This window comes from Noviherbaspirillum cavernae (assembly GCF_003590875.1).
Taxonomy (GTDB): domain Bacteria; phylum Pseudomonadota; class Gammaproteobacteria; order Burkholderiales; family Burkholderiaceae_D; genus Noviherbaspirillum; species Noviherbaspirillum cavernae.
This window is the reverse complement of record NZ_QYUN01000002.1, coordinates 158489-175660: the sequence shown is the minus strand read 5'-3', so window position 1 is coordinate 175660 and position 17172 is coordinate 158489. Positions and strand designations below refer to the sequence as shown.

Genomic DNA, 17172 nt, shown 5'->3' with positions numbered 1-17172 from the left:
CGTCAAAGCATGGCATGCGGCGGAAGGCGCTGCGCTTTTCCGTCCTGAGCTACGAGCTACGAGTTGTTAACTCCTGGGATTGAAATATTCCCATATCGAATATTGACAGTTGCATACATTTTTATTCTCCCATTTTGATAACTAGCGGATCGCCGGTTTCGAAATGTTTCATTGAAGCCGGCGTGATGTGTCCTAAATAGCCTTCATGTCGAAGTACGGGAATAAGTACTACGTAAATCCCTGTGAGTTGGAAATCGGCTTGCGTGGAAATAACTGTTTGAATTGTTTCGGCCACATGGATGGCATTTCTTCTGGCCGAATCCATATTCTCTCCTTCGATTAAGAACTGTAAGCAGTCTTCAAAGGCAATTCGTGGATTGGCGTATCTGCACGAATTCGAATATGTCGGAAGCCATGCTATTTTCTTGGGAAACAAAATGTCGCCATTCTTTTGCACGTTTAGCAACGCGTTCTGCAATACAAATGAACGTCGAGTTTGTTCAGCATTTTCACCAGTCGACTCGAAATCACAGCCAAAAATGACTATTACATTGAATGCAAATAGGCAAACCAAAGCGAGAAATTGAACCTTATTTTTCATATGCTTTCTCCAGTAGCTCGTAGGGTGGAAAAGCGCAGCGCCTTCCGCCATTCGCACCCAACCATCCCCCTGCCTCCAGTAAACGCGATTTCGGCGGCTACCCCACGCGTGACACGTGTATCGAAGTGAAGCTCATGGCGGAAGGCGCTGCGCTTTTCCGCCCTACACGCTACACGCTTGTTCGCTCCCCTGCCTGCAACTCCACCATCTCTCCTGCCCAGTCATGCGGATACATGCCCGCAGCAACATATCGATGAAATGACGAGTACGGCCAGTTGCTCACCTGTTGCACCATGCCGTGCTTGAGCGGATTGATATGCACATAATCGACGTGATTCGCGTAGTCGCGCTCATCGCGGATCGTATGCTCCCAAAATCGTCGTTGCCAAATGCCGCGTTCGCCTTTGCGCGCACGCACTGCGGACAAACGTTCGGTCTTCGGGAGCGATTTTGCAAAGGCGATCTTGATGGCTTTCCAGCGTGAGGAATAATCGGTGTCGCCCGGCGGCAGCGTCCAGATGCAATGGGTATGATCAGGCAGTACAACCCATGCGTCGATGTGGAAGGGATGGCGGGCACGCACTTTCCGCACGGCGTCGCGGAAGAGGTCGATATGCTCGAGCAGCAAGTGGCTGTGGCGTTCGAGCAGATTGACGGTGAAAAAATACGTCCCTCCGGGGACGCGATTGCGGCGGTAGTCTGGCATGGAGGGTAGTGTGCCAGAGTGTGGAATGCGGCGGAAGGCGCTGCGCTTTTCCGCCCTACCGCTACCGCGCTGATCAATGGCGTCATGGCTCGCAGGGTGTAGAGCGCAGGGCGAAAATGCGACGGGAGGCGTCCGGATCTGTCGACAGTCCCCCGCCGAGATCACGCGCCTCTTCGATGGATTTCCCCCGCAATATCCTGCATCAAGTCATCTGAAAATCTGCGTGGCGAAAAACATCCAGGCGCAAGCCGCAGTGGCAGCAAACAGCACGATCAGGATCTTCATTTTTCTTTGCTTTTCCTGTTTGGCGGCCTGTAGCTGTTGCTTGAATTTCACATTTTTCTGCTGGATTTCCCTTCGTTTTTTCTGTTCCGCAAGACTATCGCTCTCCCAATCGGCGACTTGGTTTAGCGTTCCCATGAATCGCATCAATTCCAGATCGCCGTTGTCCATAGCTGCCTCCGTGTTGACTAAATACCAACTTATCAGCTGAGATGCCGGCCGGCATTGAGTAGTGTCAACTGGAATCATGTCGAATTGACAAAAATGAGAGGCTTGACGAGTGTCAATGCAAGGAAGAATGGTTATGCGGGGAGCTGACGGATCAGATGACCATTGACGGGAACCCATCCGGCCCTGGCTGCATGTCATGCATGCTGTCATAGCGGTCTGGATTTGGCGGAGAGAGTTTTCAGTTTGTGCGGCCGCATGACCGCGCATGTGTGTCCGCTGAGGCGGCGCAAATGGCAGGAAATCAACCGCATCGCCATTACCCCGCGGATATGGCGCATGGTTGACGCGTGGATATAATGCAATCGGGCAGGCAACCCGTCACCTGCCTCTGATGGAGCCGACGGGTATTCAAGGGAGGAAGCGCGAAATGAAGAAGAAATTTATCGTGTTATGCGCATCGCTGTGGGCACTGGCTGCCCTGTCTCCGGCATTCGCCGCCGAAAACTGCCTCAAGTACACGGGGCAGGCCTTCCAGGACTGCTGCAAACGGAACGGAGGGGGATGCGGCGTCTCGAGATAATCGGTCTGTTTTTTGAACGTCGGATCGATGAGCGCGGGCTCGATTGCCCGCGCGCTCCATCCGCAACGACGGCGAGCGCTTTTTTCAAGCGCCCTTGTTCCCCAGCTCCTTCTCCTGCAGCATCCGCCACATCACCTTCCCCGTCGCCGACTTCGGCAAGACTTCGACAAACTCGACGATGCGCGGCACCTTGTAGGCGGCCATCTTTTCATGCGCCCACTGGATGACACCGTCTTCGGTGACGTCCGCGCCGGCCCGCTTCACGATCACGGCCTTGACCGTTTCGCCGCGATACGCGTCGCGTGCGGCGATGATGCAGCATTCCTGCACCGCCGGATGCTGGTACATCGTCGCTTCCACTTCCGCCGGCCAGACCTTGAAGCCGCTGGCGTTGATCATGCGTTTCAGGCGGTCGGTGAAGAAGAAGAAGCCTTCCTCGTCCATGTAGCCGAGGTCGCCGGAGCGGAAGAAGCGCTTGCCGTCGAGTTCGGCGAAGGATTCCTCGGTCTTCTTCGGGTCGTTCCAGTAGCCCTGGAAGACCTGCGGGCCGTGGATCCAGATTTCGCCGGTTTCGCCTTGCGGCAATTCCTTCAGCGTGGTCGGATCGACGATGCGCGAGTCGACGTTGAATTCGGGGATGCCGAGGCATTGCTGCTTCATGCGCTGCGGCGGGTTGATGTGCGAGGCGGCCATGGTCTCGGACAGGCCGTAGCCTTCCATGTACTTCTGGTCGGTGAGATCGAGCAGCTTTTGCGCGATCGCGGCCGGCATCGCGGCGCCGCCGCCGGAGATGCGCTTCAAGCCCGAGATGTCGTATTCGGACAGGCGCGGGTTCGAGAGGAAGTCGATCATCATGGTCGGGATCACGGTCCAGGTCGTGACCTTGTAGCGCGTGATCAGCTGACCCGCGGCGTCGCGATCCCAGCGCGGCAGCACGACGATGGCGCCGCCGCAGTAGATCGCCGCGTTCATCACCGATTGCATGCCGGTGACGTGGAAGAAGGGCAGCACGGCGAGCGTGACGTTGTCGGGGATGACATGACCGGACCAGATCGCGCTGCCGGCGGCGTTCACCATGACCGAGCGATGGGTGTGAACGCAGCCCTTCGGCTTGCCAGTGGTGCCGGAGGTGTAGGGCATGCAGGCGAGATCGTCCGCGCCGGCTTCATGTCGGCGCGACGCATGGCGTTCGGCCAGGGCGTCGGTCCACGCGATCACGCCCGGCAGGTCGGGCACGTTGCGCGGCGCGCGCACGAAATCGGGCACCGTCAGATCGGTCGGTGCGGTCAGGTAATCGGAATAAGTCGCGACCACTGCATGGGACAGGCAGGACTTGCCGACCAGCGGCGCGAGGCGCGGGAAGATTTCCTGCGACGCGAGCGCGACCTTTGCACCGCTGTCCTCGACGTAATGCGCCAGCTCGTCGGTCATCAGCATCGGGTTGACCGGCACCACCATCGCATCGGCGCGCATGATCGCGTAGTAGGCGATGATGAATTGCGGACTGTTCTGCATGTCCAGCAATACGCGATCGCCGCGCTGCACGCCGCACACCTGCTGCAAATACCCCGCAAGCGCCAGCACTTCCCCGTGCACCTGCGCATAGCTCAGGATCGAATCGTAGAAGATGATCGCCGGTTTCTGCGGGTAGCGGCGCGTGGAAATTTCCAGATTCTCGTAGATGCTTGTTTCCGGAAACGTCACGGTGGTGGGCAGCCCTTCCGGCCAATGTAGGAAATGAGTGGTGTTCATGTCTCCGCCTGTTTTTTTAATGGTGTGAGTCAACTATATATAACCATTCCGGCAAGGAAACAAGCATGCCTTGACGGCTATCAAATGCTGCACAGCACGATTTCCGATGCTTTGCTAATATCGCCCGGGCGAATGCATCGCACTGCGTTGCAACAAGCGTTTTTGCATTTCGTCAACTGATTGCCGTTGTACTTATTTTTGGGAAAGGTCTTCAATGAAACTGTTTATTGCGCCCGGCGCATGCTCGCTCTCCCCCCACATCGTGTTGCGTGAAGCAGGTTTTCCATTCGACATGGAGAAAGTCACTCTCGCGGACAAGAAGACCGCCGGCGGTGCCGATTTCCGCGCCATCAATCCGAAGGGCTACGTGCCGGCGCTGGTGCTCGACTCCGGCGACGTGCTGACCGAGGGACCGGCGATCGTGCAATACCTGGCGGACCAGGTGCCCGAGAAGAAGCTCGTGCCGGCCGCCGGCACGATGGAGCGTTATCGCCTGATCGAGTGGCTCAACTACATCTCGACCGAATTGCACAAGGGTTTCAGCCCGCTGTTCAAGCCGGGCACGCCGGACGAGACGAAGAAGATGGCGCGCGACACATTGGCGCTGCGTCTGGAAATCATTGCCGCGCAATTGCAGGGCAAGGATTATCTGACCGGCAGCGACTTCACCGTGGCCGATGCCTATCTGTTCACCGTGCTGAACTGGGCCGCTCGGGTCGATGTCGATCTGTCGCGCTGGCCGGTGTTCAAGACCTATCGTGAACGTGTCGCGGCGCGCCCGGCAGTGCGTGCAGCCATGGTTGCAGAAGGCCTGATCAAGGAGTGACGTTCGCTTTCTCCTGATTGCATGCTTCGGCGTCGCGCGCTCGCCGTGTTCACAAGCGGCCGCGACGCCGCCCCCCTCCAGGCTGCATCGCAGCCGCCACCGCCCTACCTTTTCCGCGCCAGCGTGACGCCATCCGCGATCGGCAGCAGCGACAGATCGATGCGCGCGTCGCCGTGCAGCTTGACGTTCAATGCCTGAATCGCGGCGGTGTCCTCGTTGTCCGCCGGACGCACCACATTGCCTCCCCACAGCACGTTGTCGATCATGATCAGGCCGCCGGGGCGCAGCAATTGCAGGCAGCGTTCGTAGTAATCGTCGTAGGCGGATTTGTCGGCGTCGATGAAGGCAAAATCGAAACAGCCGCCCTGCCCGTCGCCGAGCAAGGCATCGAGCGTATCGATGGCCGGCGCGAGATGCAGATCGATCTTGTGCGCGATGCCGGCCCGCTGCCAGTAATCGCACGCGACTGCGGTGTATTCGTCGCTGATGTCGCAGGCAACGATGTGCCCGTCCGGCGGCAGCGCGAGCGCCACCGCCAGCGCACTGTAGCCGGTGAAGACGCCGATCTCGATGGTGCGGCGCGCGCCGAGCAGCCGGATCAACAGCGCCATCAACTGCCCCTGCTCCGGCGCGATCTGCATGCGCGCCATCGGATGACTGCCGGTTGCCGCGCGCAATGCCGCCAGCACCGGATGCTCGCGCAAGGACACGTCGAGCACGTATTGATAAAGAGCATCGTCGAGGATGAGGGTGCGCGTCGTCATTGCGGCAATCCGGTCGGAATCAATGGAACACGTTTCATGCGTGGCTGCATGAGCGCGTGAGCGTGTGAGCGCCATGTGCGAAACAGCTTCCGCAACCTGGTGTCCCGAGTTGGAAATTCGCTACATAAAAGATGACGAGAATCGCACCGATACCGCGTCAAAAATGCTCGCAAGGCCTCGGCCTTGCTGTGCTTTTTTCCTTGTCTCGTCGCGATTTCATCACTTTTATTTGCAACGAATTTCCAACTCAGGACACTAGCATCTGCCGATGCGGCATCTTTTGCGCACTCGCAGATGCCGCGCTGAAATTTTGCAAACGCCCATGCCGCAAGGCAAACCTGTTCCAGCCACGCACCCTGACCCGCCGGATCGACGATAATCGAAAGCGATCGGTGCTGTGCGCCGATATCATTTCAAGCAGGAGAAACAGATGAATCAGACATCCCGGCCACGCATGCCTGCCGTGTTCTTCGGCCACGGCAGCCCGATGAATGTGCTGGAGGACAATCGCTACACACGCGCCTGGCAGCAGGTCGGCACCTCGTTGCCGAAGCCCAAGGCAATTCTCGCCATATCGGCGCACTGGTACACGCGCGGCACCGGCATCACGGCAATGGCCGCGCCGCAGACGATCCATGACTTCGGCGGTTTTCCGCAGGCGCTGTTCGACATGCGCTATCCCGCGCCGGGCGATCCGGCATTGGCTGCGCGCGTGCGCGAATTGCTGATGCCGGTCGATGTGCAGCTCGACCATTCATGGGGACTGGACCACGGTACCTGGTCGGTATTGGTCAAGGCGTTTCCCGATGCCGACGTGCCGGTGGTGCAGTTGAGCATCGACGGCACGCAGCCGGCGGCGTGGCATCTCGCACTGGGCCGCAGGCTTGCGCCGCTGCGCGACGAAGGCGTGCTGATCATCGGCAGCGGCGATGTCGTGCACAACCTGCGCCTGATGATGCGCGGCAATCATCCGGCATACGACTGGGCGCAGCGCTTCAACGAGCGTGTGCGCGAACATCTGCAGAAGGGAGAAATGGAAGTACTGGCCGAATACGAGCAATGGGGCAACGACGCGACGCTGTCGGTGCCGACGGCGGAACACTTCCTTCCCCTGCTCTATGTGGCCGGCACAAGACAGGGCAACGAAACGGTATCGATCCTGGTCGATGGCATCGAGGCCGGTTCGATCAGCATGCTGACGGCGGCGATCGGCATGGAAGCTGTGACGCAAGCGGCTTGAGTTTGCACAGAAGGTATTCGCAGTTCACTTGAGCCTGTGCAAGTTCCCTCGAACCGGAACGGGAACCGGATAGTCTAAATTTCATTTTCTCTCCGGCCTTGCGGCATGACAGGCAACAGGGCCTGACTCACATGACGATTGGCGACGGCATTCTGGCGCAAGGCCGCCGTCGTGCAAACGGCAGCAGGAGACCACTACATGAATTCGAGCGTCGCGCAAACGCGCAATGAGCGAATCATCTTGCTGATAGACGATACATCCGAAACGCTCGGCACGCTGACCGATGTGTTGAGGAAAACGGGATGTCAAGTTGTCGTCACGCAAGGCGGCGACCAGGCACTGGCGCATACGCGCAGCATCCGGCCCGACCTCATCCTGATCACTATGGCGATGCCCGGCATCGACGGCCTTGAGACCTGCCGCCGCTTGAAAGACATGCCGGAGGCAAGCGATGTGCCGGTCATCTTCATGATGTCGGCGCAGGATGAGCACGGCCGCACTGCGGCTTTCGACGCAGGCGCGGCGGACTGCATCACCAGGCCGGCCAAGGCGCGGGAAGTGCTGGCAAGAATCGCCCCGCATCTCGCGCTGCGGACTGCGCGGAACGCCATCGAGGCAGACGCGGCGCAGCATTCGACCGAACTGGATGATGCTCATGCACGCCTCAACCACGAGATCGGCGAGCGCAAGCAGACGGAAAAGAATCTGCGGCAGGAAGAAGCGCGTCTGCGCCGCCTGTTCGAATCGAACATCATCGGCATTCTGTGCTGGGGAGCGGAGGGCAATATCACCGAGGCGAATGAAAAGTTTCTGCAAATGTCGGGTTACTCGCAGGAGGATTTACGCAACGGAAAAGTGCAATGGGGCACCATCACGCCGCCCGAGTACAAGTCGGTAGACTGGCGGGCCATGAAGCAGCTCAAGCGCACCGGCGCGTTCTCGCCGTACGAGAAGGAATACATCCGCATCGACGGCACGCGCTGCCCCATCATGATCGGCGGCGCATGCATCGATGCCGCGAAGGATTCCGGCATCGCCTTCGTGCTCGACATGTCGGAACAGAAGCGCGCCGAACAGGCCTCGCGCGACTACGAGAGGCGCTTGCGCCGACTGTTCGACGCCAGCATCATCGGCATCGTGTTCGACGATGCGACGGGTTGCGCACTCGATGCCAACGAGGCATTCCTGAAGATCATCGGCTACACGCGCGAGGACCTGAAAGCCGGCCTGATCCGGTGGCGCGAGCTCACGCCACCGGAATTCCACGCCATCTCGGAGCGGAGCATCAGGGAATCGCGGCATGCCGGCAGCGTCACCTACGAGAAGGAATACATCCGCAAGGACGGCAGCCGCGTGCCGGTGCTGGTCGGCTCGACGTTCTTCGGCGACACGGACGACAGCCAGCGAGCGGCATTCGTGCTGGACCTGAGCGAACGCAAGGAGGCGGAGCACCGCATCCGCTACATGGCGGACCATGATGCGCTGACCAGCCTCCCCAACCGCGTGCTGTTCCGCGACCGCCTGCAGCAGGGGGTGGTGCATGCGCATCGCACGCACACGAAGGTGGCGGTGCTGTTCATCGACCTCGACTACTTCAAGAACATCAACGACTCGCTCGGCCACCAGATCGGCGACCGCCTGCTGCAGATGGTGGCGATGCGTCTGCGCGAATGCGTGCGCGAAGACGATACGGTGGCGCGTCTGGGCGGCGATGAGTTCGTGCTGAGCCTGCCGCTCTCGAACGGTAGCGGCGACGCCGCACTGGTGGCGCAGAAGGTCCTGCATGCGCTGGACCTGCCCTTCCTGTGCGACGAGCACGAGCTGCACCTCGGAGGCAGCATCGGCATCAGCCTGTATCCCGACGACGGCACCGATGTCGATACCCTGATGCGCACCGCCGACACCGCGATGTATCACGCCAAGGAAAAGGGGCGCGGCAACTACCAGTTCTTCACGCCGGCGCTGAACAAGGCGGCGCAGCGCCGACTCGCACTGACGAACTCGTTGCGGCGGGCGCTGGTGCGCGACGAATTCGAAGTGCACTACCAGCCGCAGGTCGATCTCGAAAGCGGACAAATCATTTCGGCGGAAGCCCTGCTGCGCTGGACCAAGGCCGGCAAGCATGCGGTCGGCTGCAACGAGTTCATCACCATTGCAGAGGAAACGGGATTGATCCTGCAGATCGGCGACTGGGTGCTGCGCCAGGCGTGCCGGCAGTTGAAGCAATGGCACACGCTCGGGCACACGGACATGGCGATCGCGGTCAACCTGTCGCCGCGCCAGTTCTATCAGCCGAACTTCCACGGCAGGATCAGCGACATTCTCGACGAGGCGGGACTCGCGCCGTCCTCGCTCGATCTCGAGATCACCGAGGGCGTCCTCATGCAACGCAGCGACGACAATGTCTCGACATTGCAGCATCTCTCCGACATGGGGATCAAGCTGTCGGTGGACGATTTCGGCACCGGCTATTCCAGCCTCGCCTACCTGCAGCGCTTCCCGGTGGACGCGCTCAAGATCGACCGCTCCTTCGTCAGCGGCATCGGCCAGGACCGCAACGACACCACGCTCGTCACCGCCATCATCGCGATGGCGCACAGCCTGCGGCTCAAGGTGCTGGCCGAAGGCGTCGAGACACCGGAGCAGATCCGCTTCCTGCTGGCGCAGGGCTGCCGCTCGGCGCAGGGCTACTATTACAGCGTGCCGGTGTCGGCGGAGGTGTTTACGGGCATGTTGCGGGAGCGGGCACGGCAGGCATGGCAGCGGTGAACGGCCGGCATGCGCACCCTGCGTGTCGTCCCGAAACGGACATTAGTGTCCTGAGTTCGAAATTCGCTGCATAAAAGATGACGAGAATCGCACCGATACCGCGTCAAAAATGCTCGCAAGGCCTCGGCCTTGCTGCGCTTTTTTCCTTGTCTCGTCGCGATTTCATCACTTTTATTTGCAACGAATTTCCAACTCAGGACACTAGAACGACGAGCCCTTTTCCGTCAGGAAGGCGGTCTCTGCCATCGATGTCGTCCGTCCGAGGATGCGGTTGCGGTGCGGGAAGCGGCCGAAGCGCGCAATGATGTCCCGATGCCGCCGCGCATAGTCGAGGAAGCCGTCAAACGCCGGGCGCTGTTCCGCCGCGACGTTCGCCGCCAGTCGCTCGAACAGCGCGACCGAACGCTCCTGATCGTCGAGCGATTCGGAATGTTCGAGCGGCAGATAGAAGAACACGCGCTCGATCGGGCGCAGTTGCAGGTCATCGCCGCGCCCCAGACCGAGGCTGCACCATGCGCGCGCGAGCGGATCGGAGGCGAACGCCTGCGGCGTGTCGCGATGTATGTTGCGCGGGAACTGGTCGGTCAGCAGGATCAGCGCCAGAGTGCCGTGTGGCGTCGCGTTCCATGCGTCCAGCTCGCGGCTGGCCGCCCTTGCCGCCAGTGCTGCGAAGCGCTGGCGGATCGCCGCGTCCACATCCGGATTCTTCGACCACCAGAGCGCGGCACGCTCGCTGGCCACCGCGCTGTCGTCGGCCTGCGAGCCGAACCAGAATTCCCTGATGGTGCTTTCGGTTTCCATCGCGTCCTCACGCCGTCAGTTGTGCGATCGTCACATGCCGCGGCTGGTCCGCGATGCGCGCGAGCCAGCGCGAGATGGCCGGATACAGCGAAAGGTCGAAGCCGCCTTCGTCGGCCACATGCGTGTAGGCATACAGCGAGACATCGGCGATGGTGTATTGATCGCCGGTCAGATACGGCGTCTGCCGCAACTGCGTTTCCATCACGCGCAGCGCCTTGTGGCCGCCTTCCTGCTTCGACAGGAATTCCGCCCGCCGCGCCTCCGGCAAACCAAGATACTTCGCGATGAAGCGCGCGACGGCCACATAGGGTTCGTGGCTGTATTGCTCGAAGAACTGCCACTGCAGCACGCGCGCCCGCTGCAATCTGTCATCCGGCAGGAAGACCGTGCCTTCGGCGAGATAGTTCAGGATCGCGTTCGACTCCCAGAGATGGGTGCCGCGCTCTATTTCAAGAACGGGAATCTTCGCGTTCGGATTCATCGCGAGGAAGGTGTCCGCCTTCGTTTCCTTGTTCAGGATGTCGACGTGAATCCATTCATGCGCGATGCCGAGCAGGGACATCAGCAATTTGATCTTGTAGCAATTCCCGGATTGAATATCGCCATACACCTTGACCATGCGCTTCCTTTCGACGGTGAATGCGGCGCGCCTTCACAGGGTGCCGGCTGCGTACAGGAACCCGCCGAGCGCACCGCAATTGAGCATGACGGTCGCCCGGAAGGCAGTTTGAAAAGACGGTTTGCGCGACTTGTGACGCAAGAGCCGCTGCGCGATCAGCGCGCCCGGCCAGCCGCCCAGGATGGCAAACAGGTGCAGCGTGTTTTCCCGTATTCGCCGGCGGCCGTTTCTCGCCGCCGACTTGTCCAGTGCATAGGCAATGAATGCGGCAGCACTGGCGGCCAGGTAAAGCATGATCACGACGGACAGAAGCAGATGGTGCGGCATTGAAAACACGCTCGGTGGAGCATCTCCTTGTTCGAATGGAGAACGATCATAGCAGTTGACGCTCCGCTTCGATTCAGGCGATTTCCAGCGCCGCCAATATCAATCCGGCCACCAGCGCCACGGCGGAGGCGATGAACCATGCGACGGTCTTGCGATATTCGCGTTCCTCGTCATCCTCGAGACGCAAGGCGCGATACAAGGCGATGGTTTGCAGCATCACGGCCACCATCAGCGCCGTGGCCGGAATGATGGAGCGCCACGTCCACATGCCCGGTGCCTCGAAGCCCCAGAAGCGGAAGAAGCCCAGTGAAAAACCGAGCAGGACCGTGATCGCCGTGATGAGCCCCTGCCGATATCCCTGGGGAAGCGGCTTGCGCGGTTGGTCGGCAACAGGATTGGTGTCGTCGGAATTGCCCATGATGTCGATGCCTCCTCTACGGCCCGCCTGCGGGTGTCGCTCGGCAATATGCACCGCCCGCGGCGGTGACGCAATCGATCATAGCGTGCCGGCGGCCCGACCATGCCGAACAAAAGCAAGGGATCGCGAGTCCCATTCGACGACAGGCACATGACGAGGTGGCGACGATGCACACGCGAATTCCGGTTGGCAACATCAAGTTGAAGCGCGCTTATGCCCCGGTCGAGGCGGACGACGGCATCCGCGTGCTGGTGGACCGGCTGTGGCCGCGCGGCATATCGAAGGAGGCGGCGGCGCTCGATCAATGGTTCAAGGAACTGGCACCCAGCACCGAACTGCGCAAGTGGTTCGGTCACGATCCGGCGCGCTGGCAGGAGTTCTGCAGCCGCTATGCGGAGGAATTGCGGCAACACGGCGAGCAGCTCGACCGATTGCGGAACATGGCGAGGCAGAGCCGGATTACGCTCATCTATGCCGCCCATGACGAAGCGCACAACGATGCGGTCGCCTTGCGCAATGTGTTGCTGGGAATTGTTTGAATGGAACCCTTTGCTTTATTTGGCCACCTACACAGGGTGTAGTGATCCTTTTTCGCAACCTTTGGTAAATACAAATGCGCATATCGCTTCTAGGGATTGGGTTCAACCTTCAAATTTCGCAGACTCATCGAAGAACTCCCGAACGCACTGCCGCTCACGATACGGCGGCTCTGCCGAATGCCGCGCCTGAAAGGCGGGCAAATTCACAGGGCTCTGCCGCATGGCTTTTCTCCCGGCACAAGAGAAACCGCAACAAGGATCCTGACAAGGGTCTTGAAAAAGATCTGCCACCAATACCTGCAGAACAGCCTGAAGCAATGGCGGCAGGAGTTGGTCAAATCGATATGGCATTGTTTCAAGGCAAGCCTCTTCCCGCATTGCCTTCAACATCTGAGACAGACGCGCAGAACACGCTGGCGGAACAGCAGGACGGTTCACAATCCGAAACGAGATCAAGTCATCACAAGTCACTTTCCAGCATGCGAAGCTTTGAATCACATAAAAGGCAGGCGCAACGGCCACGGATCGGCAAGCAACTGAAGCAAGAGCGCGAAGAGCGCGAGCGTACCGCAAGCAATCACACCTTATCCAGGCGTCTTCTCAACAAGAAAACGGACGCTACGCGATTCAACATCCTGACGTGGGGATCGCATGGCGAGAGTGCAGCAAGCGAGCCAGAAGCCTCAAGTACCGCACATCATCATCTCGTTGCTGGCGCCGCCCCGGTCATGGCCGACAACGGCGGATGGCAAGAGCGGAAATTCCAACCCGGTGATCTGGTTTATGGAATCGAGAAAGGCGAGTTTGGGGTAGGTCGGAAGTGGTACATCGATCAGGGCCCATTCAAGCCAGAGAAAGGAGAGGGACCTCGTTCAGAACGAATAGACGACTATCGTGTCCTGTCGGTCGAAAAAAGAAAGGCCTGGGTCCCTTCTGATGAGGCCAATTTCATAAAAGCCCTGACGAATCATGAAAAGTACAAGTCAGCAGTAGACGGCGCGGACACCAATGAAGCCGTTCGTCGCAAAGTGAAAGGCGGTTTGCATTGGGCTACAAAGGTGGCGCACAAGCATGTTCATTTCGTTCTCGACGGGCTGGACATGCAATCCGTTGTTCTCAAAAACCACCGCGGAAAAAACGGGGATCGATCGAGTCAGGGCGATGCGAGGGAGGTGAAGAATCGTGCCTTGACTGGTGCCGAATTGCGGTGGATATACAGGAATCGAGATGATTCCCAGGTTCAGCAGCACGTACATTTCTGGTTTGGGGGAGAGCAGGTGTGCCCGCCTTGGCAAAAAGGCTACTTGTGCGATCCGACAGACGGCAGCTTGATCGAAGACCCGAAAGGTGGAGCGACGCTATGGGCGCAATATGAACCCAGGAATCAGTCGTGACCACAGCCGGGTATTGACAGCAGGTGTGACGGATTGCCTGGACCACATTTGATCCATCGGACCGTCCTGACCTGTCCGTCCTGGTGATCGCTACAATGACGACCGGCGACCGGAAAATGTTGCGGCGAGCCTCATCGAGATTGGTCATCGTCTTGATCCGCGCCACCCTCCATGCATCCCGCTCATCCATGCGCAGGATGCCTTCCTCGAATCAATAGGTTTGCGGTCCGGCATGCGCGCCGCCGTGCGCGTCGGTGCTGCCGGTCATGCTCAAGGCGACCGCTTCGGCGACCTTGATGCCGTCGACCGCGGCGGACAGGATGCCGCCGGCGTAGCCCGCGCCCTCTCCCGCGGGGAACAGGCCTTTCGTGTTCATGCTCTGGAAGTTGTCTTGGCGCTTGATGCGCACCGGCGACGAGGTGCGCGTCTCGACGCCGGTCAGCACCGCGTCGCGCATCGCATAGCCCTTGATCTGGCGGTCGAATGCCGGCAGCGCTTCGCGGATCGCCTCGATCGCATATTCGGGCAGGCTGGGGCCGAGATCGCCCAGGCGCACACCCGGCTTGTACGAGGGCTGCACGGAACCGAATTCGGTGGAGGCCGTGCCCGCGATGAAGTCGCCGACGAGCTGGCCCGGCGCATCGTAGTTGCTGCCGCCCAGTACGTAGGCGCGCGACTCCAGCTCGCGCTGGAAGGCGATGCCGGCCAGCGGATGGCCCGGATAGTCGTCGGGCGTGATGCCGACCACGATGCCGCTGTTGGCGTTGCGCTCGTTGCGCGAATACTGGCTCATGCCGTTGGTGACCACGCGCCCCGGCTCCGAGGTCGCGGCCACCACGGTGCCGCCGGGGCACATGCAGAAGCTGTACACCGAGCGGCCGTTCTTCGCGTGATGCACCAGCTTGTAATCGGCCGCACCGAGCAGAGGATGGCCGGCGAAGTTGCCGAAGCGCGCGCGGTCGATCAGCGACTGCGGATGCTCGGCGCGAAAGCCGATCGAGAAGGGCTTGGCTTCGAGGTAGACGCCGCGCTCGTACAGCATTTGAAACGTGTCGCGCGCGCTGTGGCCGACCGCGAGCACCACGTGATCGGTCGCGATGGTTTCGCCGCCGGCCAGTACCACGCCGCGAACTTGCTCCTTGTCGATGTCGAGATCGACCACCTTGCTCTGGAAGCGGAATTCGCCGCCCAGCGATTCGATCGTCGCGCGCATTTCCTGCAGCATCTTGACGAGGCGAAAGGTACCGATGTGCGGCTTGCTGACGTAGAGGATTTCCGGCGGCGCATAGGCCTTCACGAATTCGGTCAGCACCTTGCGGCCGTAATGCTTCGGGTCCTTGATCTGGCTGTGCAGCTTGCCGTCGGAAAAAGTGCCGGCGCCGCCTTCACCGAACTGCACGTTCGATTCCGGATGCAGTTCGCGCTTGCGCCACAGGTCCCAGGTATCCTTGGTGCGTTCGCGCACGGCCTTGCCGCGTTCGAGAATGATGGGGCGAAAGCCCATCTGCGCCAGAATCAATCCGGCAAAAATGCCGCACGGCCCGGTGCCGATCACGACCGGTCGGCGCGCCGCATCGACAAGCGCGGCCGGCGCCTGCGTGACGAATTGGTACGTGGTGTCCGGCGCGACGACAATATCCGGCACGCCCTTGAATTTCAGCAACAGCGCCGCCTCGTCCTTCACGTTCACATCGAGCGTGTACACCAGCGTGATCGCGCTGCGCTTGCGCGCATCGTAGCCGCGGCGAAAAATGGTGTAATCGATCAGCCGGTCTTGTCCGATCTGCAATCGTGCGAGGATGGCATCCGTGATCGCAGAGTCGGCGTGGTCGAGCGGGAGGTGTACTTGGGTCAGTCGCAGCATGGTTCCGGGTGAGGCTTGAATGGCGTGCTTGCCGGCAAGGCAAGGGCGCTGTGGAGCGGAAGCCCGTTGCCGCAAGGATATGCGGCAACGGGCAAGGCGCTATTTTACTCGCAAGCCATTCCCCGAAGTGGTCGCACAAACTCAAGCGGTCCGATACTGCTCGTGCAGTTTTCTGACCTGCTCGCGATTGCGCAGCACGCCCTGATACTGACGCTCGACGATGGCGCGCACGTCGGGCGGCAGCTTCTTTTCCAGCGCATTGCGGTAATTCTGCTCGGCCACATCTTCACCGCGTTCGCACTCTTCCAGCACCGGTGCCGCGTCGTGGCTCGTGAGCAGCGATTTGACATCGATCCAGCGGCGATGCAATACGCCGCCCAGCCCACCCCGCGTTTCCGGAACGCGGCCGAAGGTACGCACCAGTTGCTGCAAATCCTCGGCGGCCGACGCACAGCTTTGCGCGCGGTTTTGCAGGAAGATCTTGAGCTGCTGCGCGTTCACGTCGTCGGCGCAGGTCCGGAAACCGGCCTCGCCATCCTTGCAGGTTTCGATCAGGTCGTTCAGTACGGCAGCGATTTCATCGTTATCCATGGATTGCTCCTTGCCAACGCGACGTCATGCATTGATGCCATGCCCATGCATCCGATCATTGCACGCCCGAGCTGCCGGATGCGCCAGAAACCGTAGCGCCACCGCCCTTGCCGCTTTTCACATCCTGCGCCATCTTCAGGTGCTGATCCACGGTCGGCAACGCCTTCCCGGCCAGCGCCTTCAGTTCGGGATCGGTGGCGCGGGTTTGCGCGGCCTGCAGCATCTCATGACTTTCCTTGTGAGAATTCACGCCGCCCTGCGCCATGTAGGCGCTGTCGAATGCCGCACCCGACAGCGCGCCCAGTTTCTTCAGCATGTCCTGCCGCTTCTTGTCAGGCGCACTCGGCAGATTCATGCCCTTGGCGTCGGCCAGGCTCTGCAATTCGCCCTGAGCCTTGGTGTGATCGTCGATCATTTGCTGCGAGTAACGAAGAATCTGCTGATTCTTCGATTTGCTCTGCGCCATTTTTCCGGCCTCGATTTCCGCGAGGTTGACATGCGCCATCGCGCGCATCAGCTCGCGGTCGGCCTTGCCCAGTTTGCCGGCAGCCGCATCAGTACCACTTGCGCCGGTTCCGGCGGCGGACGCACCGCTCGCCGAGGTGCCGCTGGTATCCGTCCACGGCTGTGCGCCGAATGTGCCTTGCACGGTCGAGCCCTGCGACTTGGTGGCTCCTGCCGCATTCGGCGGCGCGGGCTGCGGATGCACGGAGGCCGCGCCGAAGACAAGGACCAGCGTGGCGGCGCCGAACACGTGCGGGAAATATTCACGATTCAACATGAGGGTTCTCCTTTGCGACTGCGATGGCGAGCGCCATCTTCTTGCTTCATCCGGTGACACACAAGTGCAACATGCATGCCGGAGACTGCGATGAGAGAGAGAAACGCGCAATGCCGCTTTGGTTCCCCGATCGGGAGCGGCATGGAG

17 protein-coding genes are annotated in these 17172 nt (G+C 60.3%); 5 read left to right on the top strand and 12 right to left on the bottom strand.

Features of this window, described 5'->3' with window-relative positions; all coding sequences use genetic code 11:
• Positions 1-121: 121 nt before the first annotated feature.
• The 4 genes from D3870_RS00845 to D3870_RS00825 all read right to left on the bottom strand — a co-directional run bounded on the left by D3870_RS00845 (position 122) and on the right by D3870_RS00825 (position 4092).
• Positions 122-601: a hypothetical protein gene (locus tag D3870_RS00845; protein WP_119735876.1), complete on the bottom strand. Its 480-nt coding sequence runs from the start codon at positions 599-601 to the stop codon at positions 122-124.
• A 169-nt stretch (positions 602-770) separates the two neighbouring features.
• Positions 771-1307 (bottom strand): REP-associated tyrosine transposase, encoded by a 537-nt coding sequence (locus D3870_RS00840; protein ID WP_119735875.1) that lies wholly within the window; start codon positions 1305-1307, stop codon positions 771-773.
• A 207-nt stretch (positions 1308-1514) separates the two neighbouring features.
• On the bottom strand, positions 1515-1760 hold the full coding sequence (locus D3870_RS00835) for a hypothetical protein (RefSeq protein WP_147375680.1): 246 nt from the start codon (positions 1758-1760) through the stop codon (positions 1515-1517).
• Positions 1761-2424: 664 nt separating this feature from the next.
• Positions 2425-4092 carry a long-chain fatty acid--CoA ligase gene (locus D3870_RS00825; protein WP_119735869.1) on the bottom strand — a complete coding sequence of 556 codons (1668 nt, stop codon included), beginning with the start codon at positions 4090-4092 and terminating at the stop codon, positions 2425-2427.
• 214 nt (positions 4093-4306) lie between these two features.
• Here D3870_RS00825 and gstA point away from each other — a divergent pair, with 214 nt between their 5' ends.
• Positions 4307-4918 (top strand): glutathione transferase GstA, encoded by a 612-nt coding sequence (gene gstA / locus D3870_RS00820; protein WP_119735867.1) that lies wholly within the window; start codon positions 4307-4309, stop codon positions 4916-4918.
• Between the two features lie 104 nt (positions 4919-5022).
• On the opposite strand, the gene D3870_RS00815 is transcribed toward gstA, so the two are convergent.
• Positions 5023-5682, bottom strand: coding sequence for a class I SAM-dependent methyltransferase (locus tag D3870_RS00815; protein ID WP_119735865.1), 660 nt, complete (start codon positions 5680-5682; stop codon positions 5023-5025).
• Between the two features lie 430 nt (positions 5683-6112).
• Between D3870_RS00815 and ygiD the strand changes: the two genes are divergently transcribed.
• On the top strand, positions 6113-6922 hold the full coding sequence (gene ygiD, locus D3870_RS00810; RefSeq protein ID WP_119735863.1) for a 4,5-DOPA-extradiol-dioxygenase: 810 nt from the start codon (positions 6113-6115) through the stop codon (positions 6920-6922).
• A gap of 198 nt (positions 6923-7120) precedes the next feature.
• Entirely contained in the window at positions 7121-9691 is a 2571-nt protein-coding gene (locus D3870_RS00805; protein WP_147375679.1) for an EAL domain-containing protein, read from the top strand.
• A gap of 201 nt (positions 9692-9892) precedes the next feature.
• Here D3870_RS00805 and D3870_RS00800 read toward each other — a convergent pair whose 3' ends face one another.
• The 4 genes from D3870_RS00800 to D3870_RS00785 all read right to left on the bottom strand — a co-directional run bounded on the left by D3870_RS00800 (position 9893) and on the right by D3870_RS00785 (position 11856).
• Positions 9893-10492 carry a DUF924 family protein gene (locus D3870_RS00800; protein WP_119735859.1) on the bottom strand — a complete coding sequence of 200 codons (600 nt, stop codon included), beginning with the start codon at positions 10490-10492 and terminating at the stop codon, positions 9893-9895.
• Between the two features lie 7 nt (positions 10493-10499).
• Positions 10500-11111, bottom strand: a complete 612-nt coding sequence (locus D3870_RS00795) for a glutathione S-transferase family protein (protein WP_119735857.1) — start codon at positions 11109-11111, stop codon at positions 10500-10502.
• A 33-nt stretch (positions 11112-11144) separates the two neighbouring features.
• Positions 11145-11438, bottom strand: coding sequence for a DUF1294 domain-containing protein (locus D3870_RS00790; RefSeq protein ID WP_119735855.1), 294 nt, complete (start codon positions 11436-11438; stop codon positions 11145-11147).
• A 73-nt stretch (positions 11439-11511) separates the two neighbouring features.
• A complete protein-coding gene (locus tag D3870_RS00785; protein WP_119735853.1) occupies positions 11512-11856 on the bottom strand; it encodes a hypothetical protein in 345 nt (114 codons plus the stop codon).
• 167 nt (positions 11857-12023) lie between these two features.
• On the opposite strand from D3870_RS00785, the gene D3870_RS00780 reads away from it, so the two are divergent.
• Positions 12024-12395: a DUF488 domain-containing protein gene (locus D3870_RS00780; RefSeq protein WP_119735851.1), complete on the top strand. Its 372-nt coding sequence runs from the start codon at positions 12024-12026 to the stop codon at positions 12393-12395.
• A 74-nt stretch (positions 12396-12469) separates the two neighbouring features.
• Positions 12470-13789 carry a hypothetical protein gene (locus D3870_RS00775; protein ID WP_147375678.1) on the top strand — a complete coding sequence of 440 codons (1320 nt, stop codon included), beginning with the start codon at positions 12470-12472 and terminating at the stop codon, positions 13787-13789.
• 211 nt (positions 13790-14000) lie between these two features.
• On the opposite strand, the gene D3870_RS00770 is transcribed toward D3870_RS00775, so the two are convergent.
• The 3 genes from D3870_RS00770 to D3870_RS22610 form a co-directional block, all read right to left on the bottom strand.
• Positions 14001-15653, bottom strand: coding sequence for an NAD(P)/FAD-dependent oxidoreductase (locus D3870_RS00770; protein WP_119735848.1), 1653 nt, complete (start codon positions 15651-15653; stop codon positions 14001-14003).
• Positions 15654-15794: 141 nt separating this feature from the next.
• Complete coding sequence (locus D3870_RS00765) at positions 15795-16244, bottom strand: ferritin-like domain-containing protein (protein ID WP_119735846.1); 450 nt, start codon at positions 16242-16244, stop codon at positions 15795-15797.
• Between the two features lie 55 nt (positions 16245-16299).
• Positions 16300-17025 (bottom strand): DUF4142 domain-containing protein, encoded by a 726-nt coding sequence (locus D3870_RS22610; RefSeq protein ID WP_242489808.1) that lies wholly within the window; start codon positions 17023-17025, stop codon positions 16300-16302.
• Between the last annotated feature and the right edge of the window lie 147 nt (positions 17026-17172).

Bases quoted from the DNA above. Each gene is read 5' to 3' on its own strand.
- D3870_RS00845 (WP_119735876.1), bottom strand. From the start codon at position 601: ATGAAAAATAAGGTTCAATTTCTCGCTTTGGTTTGCCTATTTGCATTC.
- D3870_RS00840 (WP_119735875.1), bottom strand. From the start codon at position 1,307: ATGCCAGACTACCGCCGCAATCGCGTCCCCGGAGGGACGTATTTTTTC.
- D3870_RS00835 (WP_147375680.1), bottom strand. From the start codon at position 1,760: ATGGACAACGGCGATCTGGAATTGATGCGATTCATGGGAACGCTAAAC.
- D3870_RS00825 (WP_119735869.1), bottom strand. From the start codon at position 4,092: ATGAACACCACTCATTTCCTACATTGGCCGGAAGGGCTGCCCACCACC.
- gstA (WP_119735867.1), top strand. From the start codon at position 4,307: ATGAAACTGTTTATTGCGCCCGGCGCATGCTCGCTCTCCCCCCACATC.
- D3870_RS00815 (WP_119735865.1), bottom strand. From the start codon at position 5,682: ATGACGACGCGCACCCTCATCCTCGACGATGCTCTTTATCAATACGTG.
- ygiD (WP_119735863.1), top strand. From the start codon at position 6,113: ATGAATCAGACATCCCGGCCACGCATGCCTGCCGTGTTCTTCGGCCAC.
- D3870_RS00805 (WP_147375679.1), top strand. From the start codon at position 7,121: ATGAATTCGAGCGTCGCGCAAACGCGCAATGAGCGAATCATCTTGCTG.
- D3870_RS00800 (WP_119735859.1), bottom strand. From the start codon at position 10,492: ATGGAAACCGAAAGCACCATCAGGGAATTCTGGTTCGGCTCGCAGGCC.
- D3870_RS00795 (WP_119735857.1), bottom strand. From the start codon at position 11,111: ATGGTCAAGGTGTATGGCGATATTCAATCCGGGAATTGCTACAAGATC.
- D3870_RS00790 (WP_119735855.1), bottom strand. From the start codon at position 11,438: ATGCCGCACCATCTGCTTCTGTCCGTCGTGATCATGCTTTACCTGGCC.
- D3870_RS00785 (WP_119735853.1), bottom strand. From the start codon at position 11,856: ATGGGCAATTCCGACGACACCAATCCTGTTGCCGACCAACCGCGCAAG.
- D3870_RS00780 (WP_119735851.1), top strand. From the start codon at position 12,024: ATGCACACGCGAATTCCGGTTGGCAACATCAAGTTGAAGCGCGCTTAT.
- D3870_RS00775 (WP_147375678.1), top strand. From the start codon at position 12,470: ATGCGCATATCGCTTCTAGGGATTGGGTTCAACCTTCAAATTTCGCAG.
- D3870_RS00770 (WP_119735848.1), bottom strand. From the start codon at position 15,653: ATGCTGCGACTGACCCAAGTACACCTCCCGCTCGACCACGCCGACTCT.
- D3870_RS00765 (WP_119735846.1), bottom strand. From the start codon at position 16,244: ATGGATAACGATGAAATCGCTGCCGTACTGAACGACCTGATCGAAACC.
- D3870_RS22610 (WP_242489808.1), bottom strand. From the start codon at position 17,025: ATGTTGAATCGTGAATATTTCCCGCACGTGTTCGGCGCCGCCACGCTG.